Source organism: Kitasatospora sp. NPDC048365, assembly GCF_043200835.1.
Classification (GTDB): domain Bacteria; phylum Actinomycetota; class Actinomycetes; order Streptomycetales; family Streptomycetaceae; genus Kitasatospora; species Kitasatospora terrestris.
Genome location: NZ_JBICYJ010000012.1, coordinates 131062 through 149256, shown reverse-complemented (window position 1 = coordinate 149256; position 18195 = coordinate 131062). Strand labels below are relative to the sequence as shown.

The following is an 18195-nucleotide window of genomic DNA, read 5'->3' as shown; positions in this document are numbered from 1 at the left end:
CGCAGCGGACGGATGGTCACACGGTGTGGCCTCCCATACGTCCCTCGCAAGGAGAACGGCATGGCTCAGGGAACCGTCAAGTGGTTCAACGCTGAGAAGGGCTTCGGCTTCATCGCCCAGGAGGGCGGCGGCCCCGACGTCTTCGTCCACTACTCCGCCATCAACGCTAGCGGCTTCCGCTCGCTGGAGGAGAACCAGGCGGTCAGCTTCGACGTCACCCAGGGCCCGAAGGGTCCGCAGGCGGAGAACGTCACCCCCGTCTGACAGTCCTCTGATGTTCTGATCGCTCACGGCCCCTGACGGGTCCGTACGAGAGCAGTCCCAAGGGGGCCCGGCACGGTTCGTCCGTGCCGGGCCCCCTGCCTGTCTGCCCGTCACCCCGATGTGGAACCATCCGACCGGAGGGGGCGTCCCGATCAGGGACACGGCAACACACGGGGGAGACCAGGTTCGGCATGGCAGCGGCCATCGGCGGGAAACGTCCCCGCACCGCGGCGATTCGCGCCGCCCTGGCGGCCATGGCCGTCCTCAGCATCGCCGGCGGCTCGCTCGCCGTGGGGAAGTACTGGGCCGCACCGGCGGACCAGACGGTGACCACGTCCGCGACCACGCCGCTGGCCTGCTTCACCCCACAGATCGCCGGCCACCGCGGTTCGCCGAAGCGCGCGCCCGAGAACAGCATCGCCTCGTACTCGGCCGCGCTCTCCGAGGGCGCCGACTGGCTGGAGACCGACGTCCGGGTCACCCGGGACGGCGTTCCGGTCCTGCTGCACGACCTGACCGTCGACCGGACCACCAACGGCACCGGCCAGGTCCAGGACCTCACCTACGAGCAGGTCTCCAGGCTGCGGACCAAGGACGGCCGGAACGCCCAGCCGATACCCCGGCTCGCCGACCTCCTGGAATGGATGAGGGGTCGCCACACCCGGCTGCTGATGGAGATCAAGGAACTCCGCAACCCCCAGGACGCCGCCGGGATCGCCCGGATGGCCTCGGCCAGCGGCCTGGACATCGAGCTGTACTCCTTCTACGCCCCGACCCTGCGGATCGCCCACACCGCCGCCCCCGAGATGCCCACCACCCTGCTGCAGAGCACCTGGCACGCCGAGGACCCGGGCGACCTCCCGCTGCGGGCGCTCTCCGTGGAGGCCCCGATGGCGGCCGGCAAGGCGTGGGTGGACGCCGAACACCGGCGCGGACGCCAGATCTACGCCTGGACGGTGGACGACAGCCGGGGCTGGACCCAGATGGCCGCCGCCGGCGTGGACGCGCTGATCACCGACGACCCGGCCGGGGCGAAGGCCTGGCGGGACCGGCGCTGCCAGGCGGCCAGGGCGGCGCTCGCCTCGTCCGGCGGCTGAGCCGGCCGGGTACGGCGACGGCCCGCCCCCGGGTGGGGGACGGGCCGCGACGGGTGGCGGGCGGTCAGACGGCGACCGGCTCCGTGGTGGTCTGGGCCGGGATCGCGGTCGGGCGGTCCGCGGCGAGCAGGTCACCGGTGGGGTTGTTGTAGGCGGTCAGGTCGAGAGTCTTCTCCCGGGCCGAGACCAGGATCGGGACGACCACCTGGCCGGCCACATTGGTCGCGGTGCGGACCATGTCCAGGATCGGGTCGATGGCGAGCAGCAGGCCCACGCCCTCCAGCGGCAGGCCGAGGGTGGAGAGGGTCAGGGTCAGCATCACGATCGCGCCGGTGAGGCCGGCGGTGGCGGCGGAGCCGATCACCGAGACGAAGGCGATCAGCAGGTAGTCGCCGATGCCGAGCTGGATGCCGTACACCTGGGCGACGAAGATCGACGCCAGCGCGGGGTAGATCGCGGCGCAGCCGTCCATCTTGGTGGTGGCGCCGAACGGCACGGCGAAGGACGCGTACTCGTCGGGGACGCCGAGGCGTTCGGTGACGCGGCGGGTGACCGGCAGGGTGCCGACCGAGGAGCGGGAGACGAAGGCCAGCTGGATGGCGGGCCAGGCACCCTTGAAGAAGTTCAGCGGGTTGACGCCGCCGACCAGGCGCAGCAGCACCGAGTAGACGCCGAACAGGACCAGCGCGCAGCCGATGTAGACGTCGGCGGTGAGGGTGGCGAAGGGCTTGAGCAGGTCCCAGCCGTAGACCGCGACGGACTTGCCGATCAGGCCGAGGGTGCCGAGCGGGGCGAGCCGGATGACCCACCATAGGGCGGTCTGGGTGAGTTCGAGGACGGCCTCGCTCAGCTTCAGCGCGGGGGCGGCCTTCTCGCCGATCTTGAGGATGGCGGCGCCGACCACGACCGCGAGGAAGACGATCTGCAGGACGTTCACCTTGAGGAAGGCGTCCGCGATGTTGGTCGGGATGATGCCGGTCAGGAAGTCGACCCAGGTGCCCGCCTTCTCCGGGGCCTTGAGGCCCTGGGTGGACAGGTTCGCGCCCTTGCCGGGGTCGGTGAGCAGGCCGAGGCCGAGGCCGATCGCGACGGCGATCAGCGAGGTGGCCAGGAACCAGAACAGGGTGCGGGCGGCGAGGCGGGCCGCGTTGGTGACGTTCCGCAGGTTGGCGACGCTCACCACGATCGCGGTGAAGACCAGCGGCGGCACGGCCAGCTTGAGCAGCTGGACGAAGGTCTTGCCGATGGTGTCCAGGGTGGTGGTCAGCCAGGAGACGTCCCCGGCGCGGGCGATCCAGCCGAGCAGCAGGCCGAGGACGAGGCCGCCGACGATCTGCACCCAGAACGGGATCTTCCGGGCCTTCGCGAGGAAGGCGGGGGTGGTGCGTGCTGTGGACATGGAGGTGCGACTCCGGGTGGGGAGGGACAGGCGGGGGGGGAGGTGGGGGGACGGCGACACGCGGACGCCCACCCGGCAGCAGAGGTGCCGGGGCGTCAGGAGAGGCGTGCCGCCCGCATACAGCGACAGTCCACAGCACCGCACGGGCAGGCGCAGCGGCCGGTGGGCGGGGTGCCCGTCCGGCGCTGGAGCGCGGTGCCTGCGGTGGTCATGGCCGAGAGACTAGCAACAAACCTTTGAGATGTTCAAAGTAGAAGTTTTAGGTGGGCTTTGACGCTCGTCCGGTTATACGTATAACTTGGGGGACGATCCGGACGATCCGACCTTCCTGCCCGCCCACCGGAGGACGACGACCCATGGGCTACGCCGCCCTGCTCCGCGCCCCGCACGTCACCCGGCTCCTCCTGGGCACCCTGCTCGGCCGCCTTCCCGCCGGCATGACCGCGCTGGTGATCGCCCTCGCGCTGCGCGAGGCCGGCACCCCGTACAGCCGGATCGGCCTGGCCACCGCCGCGTACGCCGTCGCCGCCGCCGTCGGCGGGCCGGTCCTCGGCCGGATCGTCGACCGCACCGGGCAGCCGCGCGTCCTGCTCGGCTCCGCCGTGGTCGCCGCCCTCGGGTACGCACTGCTCGCCGTCGCCCCCGGTTCCGCGCTCGCCGCGCCGCTGGGCGCCGCGCTCGCCGGCCTGTTCATGCCGCCGCTCGAACCGTGCCTGCGCGCCCTGTGGCCCGACGTGGTGGAGGAGCGTCAGCTGGACACCGCGTACGCCTTCGACTCCGCCTCGCAGCAGGTGCTGTACGTCGCCGGCCCGCTCGCCGTGGCCGGCATCGCCGCCTGGTCCTCCCCGTCCGCGGCCCTGTGGACGGCCGCCGCGCTCGGCATCCTCGGCTCGCTCGTGGTCGCCACCTCCGCACCCGCGCGCGGCTGGCAGGCCCCGCCGCGCGCCGCCTCCGCCGGACTGCTCGGCCCGCTCCGCTCGCCCGGACTGGTGCTGCTGCTGATCGGCCTCGCCGGGGCCGGCTGGACCGTCGGCGCGCAGAACGTCCTCTTCATCGCGTACGCCGAGCAGCACCCCGGCGGCCTGCCCGGCGGGGCCGGCACCCTGCTCGCGCTCGCCGCGCTGGCCGGACTGCTCGGGGCCCTGCTGTACGGCGCGGCCCGGTGGCGGGCGACCACCGCGACCCGTACCTGGGTGCTGGCGCTCGGCATGGCCGTCAGCTACCTGCCCCTGGTCCTGCTCCCCGGCCCCGGGCCGATGGCCGCCCTCGCCTTCCTCTCCGGCATCGGACTGGCCCCGCTGCTCGCGGCCGCCTTCGTGCTGGTCGCCGAACTCGCCCCCACCGGTACCGTCACCGAGGCCTTCGCCTGGCTGGTCACCCTCTTCGCCGGCGGCAACGCGGCGGGCTACGCCGTCTCCGGCATGCTGGTCGACACCTCGCTGGCCGCGGTCGCCCTCTGCTCCGTCGGCGGCATCACCCTCGGCGGCCTGCTCCTGCTGGCCACCCGCCGGTACCTCGCGCCGCGCCCGGCGGCGCACCCCACCGCGTCCGCGGCGCGTCCGGCCGAGGCCGTCCGGGCCCACTGAGCGGACGGCGCCGCGACCGCTCAGCCGGCCGGCGCGGTCGATCCCCTGACGATCAGCCGGGTCTCCAGCGGCGGCACGGCCGGCGGCGGGGTGCCGCGCAGCAGCGCGGCGAGGGCGGTGACGCCCGCCCGGCCGAGGGCTTCGCCGGGGAGGTCGACGGTGGTCAGCGGCGGGGCGAGGAGCTCGGCGATCGGGATGTTGTCGATGCCGGCGACGGAGAGGTCCTCCGGGATCCGCAGGCCGAGTTCGGCGGCGGCCCGGTAGAGGCCGGAGGCGAGCACGTCGTCGTCGCAGAGCACGGCGTGCGGCCGGTCGGGCCGGGCGAGCAGCGCGCGGCCTGCGGCGACGCCGGCGGGCGCGCCCTCGTTCAGCGGGACGCCGACCTCCAGCACCTCCAGCCCGGCGGCGGCGGACTCGAAGGCGGCGTGCCGGACCCGGAAGGTGTGCGCGGAGAGGGTGGAGCGCAGGTGGCCGATCCGGCGGTGGCCGAGGGCGGCGAGGTGGCCGACGGCGGCGCGCATGCCACCGGCCATGTCGAGTTCGACGGTGGGCCGGTCGGGGTGGCGGGCCGGGTCGGCGTCGAGCAGGACGGCGGGGGTGTCGGCGGGCAGCCCGCCGAGCTGGCTGTCGTCCGGGGAGCAGATCAGCAGGCCGTCGAAGCGGCCGGTGGCGGCGGCGTCGGCGAGCGTGGCTGCGTCCCAGCCGCTGCTGACCACGACGGCCAGGCCCAGCGGTCCGGCCTCGGCGTGGACGCCGGTGAGGACGCGGCCGAAGAACGGGCCGAGCAGGTTGGGGACGGCGAGCAGGACCATGCCGCTGCGGCCGAGCCGGAGCTGGCGGCCGGCGGCCTGCGGGCGGTAGCCGAGGGCGTCCGCGGCCTCGCGGATCCGCTGCCGGGTGGCGTCGGACACCCGGTGGCCGGTGTCACCGCCGGAGAGGACCAGCGAGACGGCGGCCTGGGAGACCCCGGCGAGCCGGGCGACGTCCCGTCCGGTGGGCCGCCTGCCGCCGGAAGCGGCCGGCGGCCCGCCGGGGGCTTCCGGGCCGGGCGGGGTCACTGCCGGGCGGAGGCGGCCCGGGCGGCCTCGTCGGCGGCGTCCTCCTCGGCGTTCTGCGCGGCGATCCGGGCGGAAGTCCGGGAGCGCATGGTCTCCACCCGGCCGGCGATCTGCTCGGACATCGCGTCGCGGTGCTTGGCCAGCACCACGTAGCTGATCGGCGCGGAGACCAGGCCGGCCAGCAGGACCAGGAAGACCACGCCGGTGGAGCCGGCCACCGGGATGACGCCGAAGTGACCGAGCGCCAGGAACACCAGCAGGCAGCCCAGGAAGATGCTGGCCCGCAGGGAGGTGTAGCGGAGCGTGGCGTGCTTCTTGCTGCTCACGGGAGGGGGTCCTTTACTGCCAGGGGTACGACGACGCGGTCCGGGGGACACGGGCCTCCCAGTGAAGCACGTCCTGCTCCCGGGTCAGTCGCGGAGGTCCAGCCACATGGTGACGTCGTCGCGCTCGTCGCCCGGGGCGACCCGGATCGCGCCCGGCACCCGGCCGGCCTCGGTGTAGCCGGAGCGGCCGTAGAACTTCTCCAGGCCGTGCCCGCCGCGCAGGGTGAGCCGCAGGCCCGCCAGGCCCCAGCCGCGGGCGACCCGCTCGGCCTCGGCGAGCAGCTCGGCGCCGTAGCCGCGGCCCTGGAAGCCGGGGTGGACCATGACGCGCTTGAGCATCCGCCAGTGGTCCATGAGGTTGAAGCGCATCGACTCGAAGAAGACCAGGGCGGCGACCCGCCCGGACTCCGGCTCGATCCCGATCAGCAGCCGGTCGGGCTGCCCGGGCCCGAGCCCGGCAAACTGCTTCTCGGCGGTGATCCAGACCTCGTCCTCGGTGACCGGGGGGACGAAGCCGACGGCGCCGCCGGCGTTGCTGACGTCGGCCCACAGGCTGACGATCTCGGCGCGCAGCTCGGGGGTGAGCTCGGGGTCCAGGGTGAAGCGCAGGGTCATGATCGGTCAGCCTACGCGGCGGCGGTGGCGGCAGCGGGCCGCTGCCGCAGGGCGAGGCAGAGCAGGACGGCGACGGCGCACAGCCCGCCGGCCGCGTACCAGGTGGCGTCGTAGTCGCCGAAGCGGTCGCGGGCGAGGCCCGCCAGGCCCGCGACGGCGGCGGCGCCGATCTGGTGGCAGGCGAGCACCCAGCCGAAGACGATCGGGGCGTCCTCGGCGAAGTACCGGCGGCAGAGCGCGACGGTGGGCGGGACGGTGGCCACCCAGTCCAGGCCGTAGAAGATCACGAAGGCCAGGATCGGCGGGCGGAGCGAGTCGCCGAACAGCTGCGGCAGCAGGAGCAGCGAGACGCCGCGCAGCCCGTAGTAGGCGACCAGCAGCCGGGTGGAGTCGAAGCGGTCGGTGAACCAGCCGCTGGCGACGGTGCCGACCACGTCGAAGACGCCGACCAGGGCGAGCAGGCTCGCGCTGGTGGTGTTGGGCATGCCGTGGTCGTGGGCGGCCGGAATGAAGTGGGTGCCGACCAGGCCGGCGGTGGTGGCGCCGCAGATCGCGAAGGAGCCGGCCAGCAGCCAGAACGGGCGGGTGCCGGCGGCGTCCCTGAGGACGCGCAGCGAGCGGGCCAGGGCGCTGCCGGTGACGGGCGGGGCGGGCGGCGGTTCGGTGGCGCCGTACGGGAGCAGGCCGAGGTCGGCGGGGCGTTCGCGCATCAGCAGCAGGACCGGGACGGCGACGGCGCTGGCCGCGACGGAGACGGTGACCACGGCGGCGCGCCAGCCGTGGTTCTCGACCAGGGCGGCGAGCACCGGCAGGAAGACCAGGTTGCCGGCCGCGCCGGCCGCGGTGAGCACGCCGGTCACCAGGCCCTGGCGGGCCTTGAACCAGCGGCCGGAGACGGTGGTGGCGAAGGCGCCGGCCATCGAGCCGCTGCCGAGGCCGACCAGCACGCCCCAGCAGAGGATCAGCTGCCAGGGCTGGGTCATCAGGATGGTGAGTCCGGCGCCGGTGGCGATGGTGAGCAGGGCGCAGACCACCACCAGCCGGACGCCGAATCGGTCCATCAGGGCGGCGGCGAACGGCGCGGTCAGGCCGTACAGGGTGAGGTTGACCGAGACGGCGCTGGAGATGGTGGCGTGCGACCAGCCGAACTCGCCGGAGAGCGCGTCCATCATCAGGCCGGGGGTGGAGCGGAAGCCGGCCGAGCCGATCAGCACCACCAGCGAGACGCCGAAGACGACCCAGGCGTAGTGCGGGCGGGACGACCGGGTGGGGGCGGGCGCGGGCGGCTGCCGGGTGGTGACGTCGTTCACCCGCCGAGTCTCGGGGATCCGGGCCGCCCGCCGCGAGGGGTTTTGCTGCCAGGGACCGTCAGGATGCGGACAGTCCGCCCGCGTCGTCCGGCACCCGGCGCAGCCGTCGGATCGGGGCGGCCAGCAGCAGCGCGGCGGCGACCAGCAGGGTCACCGCTCCCCCGCCGGCCAGCACCTCGCGCGGGCTGAACGCCTCGGCGGCCGGGCCGGCCAGGGCGGCGCCGAGCGGGAACATGCAGACCGAGCCGGCCACCTCGTAGGCGTGCACCCGGTTGAGCACCTCGCCGGGCACCTGGGTCTGCACGCTGGTGGCCCACATGACGCCCCAGAAGGTGATGCCGACTCCGGAGAGCAGTGCGGCGCCGGCCAGCGCGGCCACCGGCAGGTCGAGGGCGAGCGCGAACTGCTGGGCGGGGAAGGCCAGCAGGGCGAGCGCCCCGCCGGCCAGCGGCCTGGCCGGCTTGACCCGGATCGCGATCAGTCCGCCGACCACGGTGCCCGCGCCGAACGCGCAGTTGAGCAGTCCGTACGCGGTCGCGCCGTGTCCGGGCACCACCAGGCCGGCGGCGAGCGGCATCAGCGGTCCCCAGGAGAGGACGGTGAAGAACATCCAGATCACGATCACGCCCCACATCCAGCTGCGGGAGCGGAACTCGTGCCAGCCGACCACCAGGTTGCGCCACAGGCTGTCGCCCGCCGGCGGGGCGGGCACCGGTCCGAGCCGCAGCAGGAACAGGCAGAGCGCGCTGATGCCGTACGTGACGGCGGCGATCACCATCACCCAGCCGGTGGCCGCGCCGGCCAGCAGGCCGGCGACGGCCGGGCCGAGCAGGGTGGTGGCGGCCTCGGAGATCCGCAGCACGCCGTTGGCGCCCTGCACGTCCCGGGCGACCAGCGGGACGGTGGAGGCGGCGCCGGGCTGGAACATCGCGGCGGCGGTGCCGGCCACCACGAGCAGGGCGTAGAGCTGCCAGAGCTGGTCCACGCCGCGGAAGAACAGCACCGCGAGCAGCACCCGGGTGACCAGGTTGACCAGGTCGGCGAGGATCATCAGGCGGCGGGCGGTGAAGCGGTCCGCCAGGACGCCGCCGACCAGCACCAGGCCGGCGAACGGGCCGAGCACGCAGGCCATCGCGTAGCCGACGGTGGAGAGCGGGTGGCCGGCCGCCAGCAGGCCGACCGAGACGGCGACCGGCAGCATCGCGTCGCTCAGCAGGCCGGCGGAGCGGGCGGTGAAGTAGAGCCGGAAGTTGCGGGACCAGATCGCCGGTGGGAGCCGTTCGTCGGCAGGCGCGGTGGGGGCGGCGTGCTGGAGTTCGGGTACGGTCACGGACTCAGTTTTGGTGTAGACCACTGGGGTTTTCCAGTGATTTTGGGTCACGATGCGGAACCGGCCCGCCCGGATCCCGGACCGGCCGGACGGCGGCCCTCCGCACGCACCCCGAGCACGGCACGGCGGACCGCCATCCGGCGGGGCGCCCGCGGGCCCTGAAGCCGGGGCGCCTGCGCTCCGCACTCGCCGAGGAACCGGCCGGCGGGCAGCCAACGACCCCCTGTGTGTCGGCACCGCTCGGTGTCCCTCGGCGTCCCCTCGCGACGGAGAGCTGCACCCAAGAGTGATCAGTCGGATACGTCACGTCAATGGGTAGTCCGAAATTCGGAAGGTTTCCCGCCAGTTCCGGGTTCGCGGGGGCACGACCCCGGCGCGGAGGGCGTGGAGGGCACGCGCCCGGCGCACACCGAGGGTGCGGATCACAGCACGAAGGCGACCGGTTCCTGCCGTTCGACGTGGATGCCCGCGGTCGGGTCGATCTCGCACCAGACCCGCTTGCCGGAGCCGTCCGGGTACCAGCCCCAGCGGTCGCACAGCAGCTCCACCAGCTCCAGGCCGCGGCCGTTGGTGGCGTCCTCGTCGCAGCCGGCCCGGCGCGGGGCGGGGGCGGCGTGGCTGCTGTCGGCGACCTCCACCCGGACCGTCGAGGCGACCGCGTCGGCGACCACCGGCAGGGTGAGCCTCAGCACCGCGGGCGAACCGGTGTGCACCACCGCGTTGGTCACCAGCTCCGAGACCACCAGCACCAGGGTCTCGGCGACCGGCGCGTCCGGGTCGAGGCCGTTGCCCGCGAGCCGGGCCCGGACCCACTTCCGTGCGCGACCGACCTCGGCCGGGTCCGCCTGGACCGCCAGCTGTACCTGAAGTACCTGCACCGCTCCACCACCCGCACTCGGTATTCGGCCCGCATGACCACGCCGGCCGGCCGGCCGCGCACCGCTGGGATGCCTGCTCGGTCTGCCCTTCGCATCGACACGAATACGCCTCAGAATGATTCCGCGGGGAGGACGCAGCAAGCGCTTCGGGCATATTCCAGCGATCGGGGGACAGCTCGGTGCATACTGTCCCGCTCACCCTGCCGGGCTTCGCACGGCACTTCGCACGACCGGTCGGTGGAGCCCTGCCCGAGTACGACGAAGGTACCGCCACGGGGCGGTGCGCAAGGGGTCGCCACGAGCGAACCACCCTTGCTACGTATGTCCAGCGGCGCTCGAACGGCGCCGAGCGCCCTCGGGCGAGCCCTAGGCGAAGACCACCGTGCGGGAGCCGTTCAGCAGCACCCGGTGCTCGCTGTGCCACTTGACCGCGCGGGCCAGCGCCTGGCACTCCACGTCCCGGCCGAGCGCGACCAGCTGGTCCGGGGTCACGTCGTGGGTGACCCGGGCGACCTCCTGCTCGATGATCGGGCCCTCGTCCAGGTCGGCGGTGACGTAGTGCGCGGTGGCGCCGATCAGCTTCACGCCGCGGGCGTGCGCCTGGTGGTACGGCTTGGCGCCCTTGAAGCTCGGCAGGAAGGAGTGGTGGATGTTGATCACCCGGCCGGACAGCTCCTTGCACAGGTCGTCCGAGAGCACCTGCATGTACCGGGCCAGCACCACCAGGTCCACCCGCTCCTCGGCGACCAGGTCGAGCAGCTGCCGCTCCGCCTGCGGCTTGGTCTCCCGGGTGACCGGAAGGTGGTGGAACGGGATCCCGTACGACTCGGTGAGCGCCCGGAAGTCGGTGTGGTTGGAGACCACGCCGGCCACCTCGATCGGCAGCGCGCCGATCCGGGTGCGGAAGAGCAGGTCGTTCAGGCAGTGGCCGAACCGGGAGACCATCAGCAGCACCCGCATCCGGTCGGTGCTCGCGTGGATCTGCCAGTCCATCCGGAACGAGGCCCCGATCGCCGCGAAGCTGGCCCGCAGCTTGTCCGCGGTGACCGGCTGCTCGGCGGTGAAGTGCACCCGCATGAAGAACAGACCGCTGCCGGCGTCCCCGAACTGCTGGCTGTCGATGATGTTGCAGCCCGTCATGAAGAGGTAGCTGGAGACCGCGTGCACGATCCCCTGCTTGTCCGGGCAGGACAGCGTGAGGACGTACTGGGCGCTGGCGGTCGGCTCTTCCACGGTACGGGCCCCGATTCTGGCTTGGTCTTGGCGCGGATGGACAAGACTGTCACAGAACGGACACCCCCCGCGCGACCGCCCGAACCCCGAGACCGGCCCCCACCGGCGGGCCCCTCCCCCGGGGTCAGGACACCCGGGTGAGCAGGTGCAGCGCCTCCAGCGGGGTGGGCGGCAGGTCCGGGTCGTCGCCGTCGGCGACGGCCATCCGGACGTGCGCCTCGCGGGCGGACCGGACGGCGTCCGGCCAGTCCCGGTGGCCGAGGTACCCGGTGGCCGGGGCCTCGGCGCCGACCTCGTGCAGGATCCGCAGCACCCGCAGCACCACGGCGTCCACCGCGACCGCCTCGGCGGAGTCGCGGAAGATCGTGCCGACGTACTTCTCGGCCGACCAGCGGTCCAGCCAGGTGTCCTCGACCAGGCGGTAGACGGCGTCGGTGGCGTCGCCGTAGCCGCCCGGGCCGTCCAGCCACGCCTCCTGCTGGAACGCGGGGTCGGACAGCATGTGCAGCGCCGAGCGGATCCGGGCCCGCCAGCGCCACCAGGGCAGGTCAGTCAGGGGCATGCCGCCCATCGTGCTGGAGCCGCGGCCCGTTCGAGAAGGGGTTCGGGCGGACCGATACCGAGTTTCATCCATGGTGTCCGACACAGCAGTCGATCGTACGTTCCCCGACGGTCCGACTTCTACACGCGTCACCCCCCGGTGTTCCCACCTCGTTGGCCGGCCGTTCACCAGGATTCCCATTCGCCTTGCCCGCGCAGGTCAAGGCTTGATCCGGCCAGTTGCAGCGCTTCTGGTGCACGGGCACCCATTCCCGGGGAGGGGACCAGCATGTCGAGGATCGGAGCGTCCGACCACCGTCGCAGCGCCGGACGAGGTGACCGCCGCCGTCCGGCCAGAGCGCTCGCCGCCGTCGCCGCGCTGCTCCCCGCGGTCCTCGCCGCCTCCGCCTGCGGAGGCCCGGCCGGCGCCGCGGACGTGGCCCAGGACCTCACCGTGATGACCTGGGCGCCCTCCGGCACCGGCTCCACGGACCGGCCGGGCATGACCGCCCTCGCCGACGCGATCGGCCGCGAGCTCAACGCCAAGGGCGGGATCAACGGCCACAAGGTGCGGGTGCTCACCTGCAACGAGCACAACACCTCGGACGGCGTCGCCGCCTGCGTCCGGCAGGCCGTGGACGCGCACGTCGCGGCGGTGATCGGCTCGGCCAGCCAGTTCGGCACCAACTTCATGTCCACCCTGGAGACCGCCGGCATCCCGTACCTGGGCGGCTACGGCCTCTCCAGCCCGGAGTTCACCAGCCCGCTCTCCTACCCGGTGGCCGGCGGCATGCCCGCACTGGTCGCCGGCAGCGGACGCCAGCTGATCGAGGCCGGCTGCAAGAGCCTGGCGCTGATCCGGCCCGACACCCGGGGCGGCGACACCCTGGCCGGCTACCTCGCCGGGGCGATCAAGCAGACCTCGGTGAAGCTGACCGACGTCAAGGCGCCGGAGATGTCCAACGACTACTCCGCGGTCGCCAAGAAGGCGATCGGCGACGACCGGCCCGGCACCTGCGTGATCAGCGCGCTCGGCGCCGAGCCCACCTCCAACCTGCTCGACCCGTACCGCCGGCTCGCGCCGAAGAACACCCAGCTCGCCTCGGTGATCGGCAGCTTCCAGCAGTCCGTGGTCGACTCCACCGGCGGCGACAGCGGCCCGCTGCGCGGCGCCTACGCCACCGCCTGGTTCCCCGCCGAGTCCTCGCCGGTCTGGGACAACCTGCGCGCCACCGCCCGCACCTACGGCAACGGCGCCACCATCGACGTCGCCGACCCCGGCGTGCAGACCACCTGGGTCGCCTACGAGGTCTTCCGGCAGGCCGCCGAGCGGACCGACAAGAGCAAGCAGCTCACCGCCAAGGCGCTGCGCACCGTGCTGGACAGCGGCGACCCGATCGACACCGGCGGCGCCACCCCGCCGCTCAGCTGGGGCATGACCAGCATGCTGCCGAGCGCCGACTCGCCGCGCCTGGTCAACACCTCGGTCACCTTCCAGCAGGTGCAGGGCGGGCGACTGGTCGAGCAGCACAAGGGCTTCATCGACGTCCGCTGGGTGCTGACCGGGGGCAAGGCCCCGGCGTGATCCACGGCAGTACGGCCAAGGGGCGGGGACCGGTCGGTCCCCGCCCCTTGGCCGTCGTACCGGTCAGAGCTCCGACTTGTCCTTGGTCGGCAGGCCGGCCTTGCCCGCGATCGCGTTCCACAGCTCGGACGCGGAGGACTTCGCGGTGGTCGCCTGGCCGCTGGCGTCGTTGCCGTTCTTGTAGTGCGGGTTGTCCTTGGCCTTGGCCGGGTCGCAGCCGCCGGCCACCGAGTCGCCCGCCCACAGCGCGTACTCGGAGTCCGCGTTGGACGAGGCCTGCCAGGCCTTCTGCAGCTGCTCGGCCAGCTTGCCGCCGTCCGGCAGCTTGTCGACCTTGAGCGCGGCCAGCTTGGTCAGCAGGTCCTGGCGCTGCGCGGCGGCCGCGGTCAGCTTGGCCTGGGCGTCGGGCAGGTTCTCGCACTTGGTCGCGGCGGCCACCGCGGAGACCACCGCCTGGCGGCTGGAACTCGCCGTTCCCAGCAGATCGGACAGCGCCTGCGCCTGGGCCTTCGCCTCCGGGCTCAGCGCACCGTCCCCGCCGGCCTGGGCCGACTGCGAGGCGCTGCTCTTGGCCACCGGGGCACCGCCGCCCTTGTCGCCCTCCTCGCCGCCGCCGCTCATCAGCACCGCGACCAGGATGCCGGCCGCGACCACACCGGCCACCACACCGCCGATGATCAGCTTCTGGTTGTTCGCCCGGCCCGGCGCGGCGGGCGCACCGTACGACGGCTCGTACGCCGGCTGCGCGGGCTGGGCCGGCTGCCCGTACGCCGGGGTGCCGAACGGCTGCTGATCGCCGAAGGCCTGCTGACCGCCGAAGGACTGCTGCCCACCGAAGGTCTGGCCGGGCTGCTGGCCCGGCTGCTGGTACGGCTGCGCGGGCGGCACGGGCTGCCCGTACGCGTCGAAGGACTGCTGCCCGCCGAAGGTCTGGCCGGGCTGCTGGTAGGGCTGCGCGGGCGCGGCACCGCCCACCGACGGGTCGGCGGCCGGGTACGGCGGCAGGTACTGGGTCTCCGGGGCGTGGTCCGCCACCGGGGCGGCCTGCGGGACGCCCTGGGCGGCCTGCGGCGGCGGGCCCCAGTACTCGGGCCCGCCCTGGCCCGCCACCGGCGGTGCCGCCTGCTGCTGCGGCACCGCAGGCGGCTGCTGGGCCGCGGGGGGCTGCTGGGCGTCCCCGGGCTCGGGCCTGAACAAGTCGTCCAGGTTGAAGTCCCCGGAGTTCGAATACGAGCGGCGCTGGCTCAACGCGATTCCTCACCTGTGCTTGTCCCGCACGCTCGCTGACGGCGGACCACAACTGCGGCCCCACGCTACCTGTTCACCGCCGCAGGTGACTACGCCGGGTTTGCCCGCTCAGGCGGCCTCCCCGTCCATCCGGGCCTGGAACTCCCTCACCGCCCGGTGCGCGCGGTACGGCTCCAGCCTGCTGCGGAAGTCGTCCAGGTACTCCACGCCCCGGTTGGAACGCAGTCCGCTGAGCAGGCGGACCGCCTCCGCGCCGGTCTCGCAGGCCCGCTCCAGGTCGCGCTGCTGCAGCTGCGCGGTGGCCAGCAGCACCAGGTCGACCGCGCGCCGGCGCACCCGGTGCGCGGGGTGCAGTTCGAGGGCGGTGCGGGCGTACCGCTCGGCCTGCTCGCCCTGCTGCAGGTCGCGGTGGCAGTGCGCCAACTCGTCCGCGAGGTAGGCCTCGTCGAAGTGGACGATCCAGTCCGGGTCCTCCTCCGGGTTGCGCCGCTCCATCGACTCCAGCGCCCGGGAGGCGACCAGCTCGCAGGAGACCGCGTCGCCGAGCAGCGCGTGGCCGCGCGCCTCGGCCGCGTAGAACATCGCCATCGCGGTCGGGGTGGCGACCGAGCGGGCACCCTCCTGCGCGGCGCGGGCGAGTTGGGCGATCTCCCGCGGATTGCCCAGGGTGGCCGCCAGGTGGCTCATCGAGGCGGCCAGCACGTAGCCGCCGTAGCCGCGGTCGTCGGCGGCCTGGGCGAGGCGCAGGGCCTGGATGTAGTAGCGCTGGGCGAGGCCGGGCTGGCCGGTGTCCACCGCCATGTAGCCGGCCAGCTCGGTCAGCCGGGCGACCGCCCCGAAGAGTTGACGGCCGGTCTCCTCCCGGTACGAGCCGCCGAGGAAGCCGGAGACCACGCTGTTGAGGTAGTGCACCACCACGGGGCGCACGTGGCCGGAGCCGAACCGGTGGTCCAGGTCGACCAGCATCTGGGTGGTGGCGCGGATCGCCGCCACGTCGGCCGGGCCCACCCGGGTGCCGCCGCTGCGGGCCACCACCGGGTCGGGCGGGGTGATCAGCCAGTCCCGGCTGGGCTCGACCAGCGCGGAGGCGGCCACCGTCGCGCCGGCCAGGAAGTCCCGGCGGCCGACGTCGCTGCGCCACAGCTCGCAGATCTGCTCCAGCGCGGCGGCCAGGCTGGGCGCGAACTGCAGGCCCACGGCCGAGCTGAGGCTCTTGCCGTCGGCCATGCCGATCTCCTCGACCGTGACGCCCCGGCCGAGCTTGCGGCCGAGCGCCTCGGCGATCACGGCGGGCGCCTGGCCGCGCGGCTGCTGGCCGCGCAGCCAGCGGGCCACCGAGGTCTTGTCGTAGCGCAGGTCGAGGCCGTGTTCGGCGCCGCAGAGGTTGACCCGGCGGGCGAGGCCCGCGTTGGAGCAGCCCGCTTCCTGGATCAGCTGCTGCAGACGCTCGTTGGGCTCTCGTGCGACGAGTGGTCTCGCGGCCATGGGCTTCGCCTCCCCAACGCCACCGGCCCCGACCGGCGGCGACGACTGTGCAAACAACCATCGGAATACCCACGGTGACGGATCCACTCCCCACGCGCCCTGGCGAATGCCCCTGTGCGCCCCCACTGCGCCCGTTACCGCCCCTGGTCCGGAACCCGCATGTCCCGGCCCGTAACCCCACTCACCGACGGTAGTTGAACCCCGTGTGGAAGACACCCCAGGACCCCCCGAGCAGGGCCTGCCCCCGCTCCTCATCGAAGCCGTCAGTTACGCCGAGGACCGCCACTGGGAGGTTGCCCCCGGCACCTGGTTGATCGACGGCGACGGCCCGGCGCGCTGCTCCTGCGGCGAGCCGCGCTGCGAGCTGCCCGGCGCGCACCCGGCCGCCGGCGCCGACTGGCGCCGCCGGGCGAGCGCGGGGCCCGGGGTGGTCCGCAAGTGGTGGACGGAGCACCCGCAGGCATCGATCCTGCTGCCGACCGGCCGCTCCTTCGACGTGCTGGACGTCCCGGAGGTGGCCGGCTGCCTGGCGCTGGCCCGGATGGAGCGGATGGGCCTGCAGCTCGGTCCGGTGGTCGCGGCGCCGATGGCGGCCGGGCAGGTCGGGCGGCGGCTGCACTTCCTGGTGCTGCCGGGGGTGCTGGCCAAGCTGCCGGAGATGCTCCGCAAGCTCGGCTGGGCGCCCGGGCGGCTCGACCTGGTGGCGCGCGGCGAGGGCGACTGGATCGTCGCCCCGCCGTCCCGGATCGGCGGCTACAGCTTCGCCCAGTGGGCCCGGCCGCCGTCCGCGATCAACCGCTGGCTGCCGGACGCCGCGGAGCTGATCAGCCCGCTGGCGTACGCCTGCGGCCGGGAGGTCCCGGCCGCCCGGCCCGCGCCGAGCCGGCCCGTGGGAGTGCGTTGACCACTCCTTCGAGAACGGTGCCCTACGCCTAACAGGTGAGGGGCGCGGACCGCGCGACACCCCGCGCGGCGCCGACGGGCCTTGTCTCCCACCGGAGACGGGGCCCGTCGGTCGTCCGTGCGGGAAAGAACCGGTGTACCCGCAGGTCAACCCGGCAAGCCCCTCGGACGAGTGACAGCGCTCAAGGATTGGCCGGATGTGCCGAGGGGATCATCCTCCTCGACAGCGCAGGGAGCGAACGGGAGCGAGGAGGGCCGCCGAGGAGGGAGACCGAGCAGGGGGCACGAGGGGGCACCGGGGCCGGGGGGCTGCCGGCGGGGCGTTCGGACGGGGAAGCCGAACGACGGAGGCAGCAGGGGAGGAAACAGCGGGGGAACGGGTCGCACCACCTTCCGAGCTCGGGGTCGGAGGTGGAGCGGCCGGGGGCGGGGGGCGGGGTGGGAGCACACGAGGCCCGGTGCGTGGGGACGCACCGGGCCTCGGGTCTGCCCGCGGGTCGTGCCGTGGCGCTACGGCTGGGCGACGAAGACGTGCGCGGCAATGTCCTTGTGCAGCTCGGCGGCGCTCTCGCCGGTGCCGACCAGCACCCCGCCGATGCCCGCGGACACCTGCACGGTCGCCCCGGGGCGGACCCCGGCCCGGCGCAGCGTGCGCATCAGCTCGCCGTCGGTCTGGATCGGCTCGCCGATCCGGCGGACCACCACGTCGGCCGCCTCGGCCGCGGCCACCGCGTCCAGCGTGACCAGGCCGGCGTCGAAGCCCTCGCCCTCGGCCTTGGCGTCGCCGAGCTCGTCCAGCCCCGGGATCGGGTTGCCGTACGGGGACTGGGTCGGGTGGCCGAGCATGGCGAGCACCTTGCGCTCCACCGTCTCGCTCATCACGTGCTCCCAGCGGCAGGCCTCCTCGTGGACCTGCTCCCACTCCAGGCCGATCACGTCGACCAGCAGGCACTCGGCGATCCGGTGCTTGCGCATGACACGGACGGCCAGCTTGCGGCCCTCGTCGGTCAGCTCCAGGTGCCGGTCCTCGGCGACCTGGAGGAGGCCGTCGCGCTCCATCCGGCCGACGGTCTGGCTCACGGTGGGGCCGCTCTGCTCAAGGCGCTCGGCGATCCGGGCGCGCATCGGATTGATGCCCTCTTCCTCCAGCTCCAGAATGGTGCGGAGGTACATCTCAGTCGTGTCGATCAGCCCAGACATCGGCCCCTGCGCTCCCAATCTTCGGTGTCCTCACCGCCAATTCTGACGTACCGCAGTGACAACCGGACTCGCCCGGCGCCTATGCCCGGACCTTTTCGTACCGGTTGACAGCGAGCCGTCCCGCGCAGCACGGTGCGA

17 protein-coding genes are annotated in these 18195 nt (G+C 73.7%); 5 read left to right on the top strand and 12 right to left on the bottom strand.

Going from position 1 to position 18195, the window contains the following annotated elements; all coding sequences use genetic code 11:
* Positions 1–60: 60 nt before the first annotated feature.
* The gene (locus ACGFX4_RS15180) at positions 61–264 is read left to right on the top strand and encodes a cold-shock protein (RefSeq protein WP_345698595.1); all 204 of its coding nucleotides are present in this window, start codon (positions 61–63) and stop codon (positions 262–264) included.
* Positions 265–455: 191 nt separating this feature from the next.
* Positions 456–1361 (top strand): glycerophosphodiester phosphodiesterase, encoded by a 906-nt coding sequence (locus ACGFX4_RS15175; protein ID WP_393073448.1) that lies wholly within the window; start codon positions 456–458, stop codon positions 1359–1361.
* A gap of 64 nt (positions 1362–1425) precedes the next feature.
* On the opposite strand, the gene ACGFX4_RS15170 is transcribed toward ACGFX4_RS15175, so the two are convergent.
* Complete coding sequence (locus ACGFX4_RS15170; protein ID WP_393073446.1) at positions 1426–2760, bottom strand: dicarboxylate/amino acid:cation symporter; 1335 nt, start codon at positions 2758–2760, stop codon at positions 1426–1428.
* 356 nt (positions 2761–3116) lie between these two features.
* Here ACGFX4_RS15170 and ACGFX4_RS15165 point away from each other — a divergent pair, with 356 nt between their 5' ends.
* Positions 3117–4346, top strand: a complete 1230-nt coding sequence (locus ACGFX4_RS15165) for an MFS transporter (RefSeq protein WP_393073443.1) — start codon at positions 3117–3119, stop codon at positions 4344–4346.
* A gap of 20 nt (positions 4347–4366) precedes the next feature.
* Here the strand turns inward: ACGFX4_RS15165 and ACGFX4_RS15160 are convergent, their stop codons facing one another.
* The 8 genes from ACGFX4_RS15160 to ACGFX4_RS15125 form a co-directional block, all read right to left on the bottom strand.
* Positions 4367–5404 (bottom strand): LacI family DNA-binding transcriptional regulator, encoded by a 1038-nt coding sequence (locus ACGFX4_RS15160; protein ID WP_393073441.1) that lies wholly within the window; start codon positions 5402–5404, stop codon positions 4367–4369.
* Positions 5401–5730 carry a DUF4229 domain-containing protein gene (locus ACGFX4_RS15155; protein ID WP_393073440.1) on the bottom strand — a complete coding sequence of 110 codons (330 nt, stop codon included), beginning with the start codon at positions 5728–5730 and terminating at the stop codon, positions 5401–5403. The genes ACGFX4_RS15160 and ACGFX4_RS15155 overlap by 4 nt, the downstream gene beginning before the upstream one ends.
* A gap of 84 nt (positions 5731–5814) precedes the next feature.
* Positions 5815–6345, bottom strand: a complete 531-nt coding sequence (locus ACGFX4_RS15150; protein WP_393073437.1) for a GNAT family N-acetyltransferase — start codon at positions 6343–6345, stop codon at positions 5815–5817.
* A gap of 11 nt (positions 6346–6356) precedes the next feature.
* Positions 6357–7655: an MFS transporter gene (locus ACGFX4_RS15145; RefSeq protein ID WP_393073435.1), complete on the bottom strand. Its 1299-nt coding sequence runs from the start codon at positions 7653–7655 to the stop codon at positions 6357–6359.
* A gap of 58 nt (positions 7656–7713) precedes the next feature.
* Entirely contained in the window at positions 7714–8985 is a 1272-nt protein-coding gene (locus ACGFX4_RS15140) for an MFS transporter (RefSeq protein WP_393073432.1), read from the bottom strand.
* A 422-nt stretch (positions 8986–9407) separates the two neighbouring features.
* Complete coding sequence (locus ACGFX4_RS15135) at positions 9408–9863, bottom strand: ATP-binding protein (RefSeq protein WP_393073430.1); 456 nt, start codon at positions 9861–9863, stop codon at positions 9408–9410.
* A gap of 366 nt (positions 9864–10229) precedes the next feature.
* Complete coding sequence (gene purU, locus ACGFX4_RS15130; RefSeq protein ID WP_393073427.1) at positions 10230–11096, bottom strand: formyltetrahydrofolate deformylase; 867 nt, start codon at positions 11094–11096, stop codon at positions 10230–10232.
* Positions 11097–11220: 124 nt separating this feature from the next.
* A complete protein-coding gene (locus tag ACGFX4_RS15125) occupies positions 11221–11730 on the bottom strand; it encodes a hypothetical protein (RefSeq protein WP_393073604.1) in 510 nt (169 codons plus the stop codon).
* Between the two features lie 195 nt (positions 11731–11925).
* Here ACGFX4_RS15125 and ACGFX4_RS15120 point away from each other — a divergent pair, with 195 nt between their 5' ends.
* Positions 11926–13221, top strand: coding sequence for an ABC transporter substrate-binding protein (locus ACGFX4_RS15120; RefSeq protein ID WP_393073424.1), 1296 nt, complete (start codon positions 11926–11928; stop codon positions 13219–13221).
* Positions 13222–13284: 63 nt separating this feature from the next.
* Here ACGFX4_RS15120 and ACGFX4_RS15115 read toward each other — a convergent pair whose 3' ends face one another.
* Together ACGFX4_RS15115 and ACGFX4_RS15110 are read right to left on the bottom strand one after the other, a co-directional pair.
* Positions 13285–14418: a hypothetical protein gene (locus tag ACGFX4_RS15115; RefSeq protein ID WP_393073421.1), complete on the bottom strand. Its 1134-nt coding sequence runs from the start codon at positions 14416–14418 to the stop codon at positions 13285–13287.
* A 159-nt stretch (positions 14419–14577) separates the two neighbouring features.
* Positions 14578–15954, bottom strand: a complete 1377-nt coding sequence (locus ACGFX4_RS15110; protein WP_393073418.1) for a transcriptional regulator — start codon at positions 15952–15954, stop codon at positions 14578–14580.
* 205 nt (positions 15955–16159) lie between these two features.
* Between ACGFX4_RS15110 and ACGFX4_RS15105 the strand changes: the two genes are divergently transcribed.
* Positions 16160–16858, top strand: coding sequence for a bifunctional DNA primase/polymerase (locus tag ACGFX4_RS15105; RefSeq protein WP_393073415.1), 699 nt, complete (start codon positions 16160–16162; stop codon positions 16856–16858).
* Positions 16859–17367: 509 nt separating this feature from the next.
* On the opposite strand, the gene ACGFX4_RS15100 is transcribed toward ACGFX4_RS15105, so the two are convergent.
* Entirely contained in the window at positions 17368–18057 is a 690-nt protein-coding gene (locus ACGFX4_RS15100; protein WP_393073412.1) for a metal-dependent transcriptional regulator, read from the bottom strand.
* Between the last annotated feature and the right edge of the window lie 138 nt (positions 18058–18195).

Coding starts and splice junctions, on each gene's coding strand:
- ACGFX4_RS15150 (WP_393073437.1), bottom strand. CDS start 6,345: ATGACCCTGCGCTTCACCCTGGACCCCGAGCTCACCCCCGAGCTGCGC.
- ACGFX4_RS15125 (WP_393073604.1), bottom strand. CDS start 11,730: ATGGATGAAACTCGGTATCGGTCCGCCCGAACCCCTTCTCGAACGGGC.
- ACGFX4_RS15100 (WP_393073412.1), bottom strand. CDS start 18,057: ATGTCTGGGCTGATCGACACGACTGAGATGTACCTCCGCACCATTCTG.
- ACGFX4_RS15180 (WP_345698595.1), top strand. CDS start 61: ATGGCTCAGGGAACCGTCAAGTGGTTCAACGCTGAGAAGGGCTTCGGC.
- ACGFX4_RS15170 (WP_393073446.1), bottom strand. CDS start 2,760: ATGTCCACAGCACGCACCACCCCCGCCTTCCTCGCGAAGGCCCGGAAG.
- ACGFX4_RS15175 (WP_393073448.1), top strand. CDS start 456: ATGGCAGCGGCCATCGGCGGGAAACGTCCCCGCACCGCGGCGATTCGC.
- ACGFX4_RS15120 (WP_393073424.1), top strand. CDS start 11,926: ATGTCGAGGATCGGAGCGTCCGACCACCGTCGCAGCGCCGGACGAGGT.
- ACGFX4_RS15165 (WP_393073443.1), top strand. CDS start 3,117: ATGGGCTACGCCGCCCTGCTCCGCGCCCCGCACGTCACCCGGCTCCTC.
- ACGFX4_RS15110 (WP_393073418.1), bottom strand. CDS start 15,954: ATGGCCGCGAGACCACTCGTCGCACGAGAGCCCAACGAGCGTCTGCAG.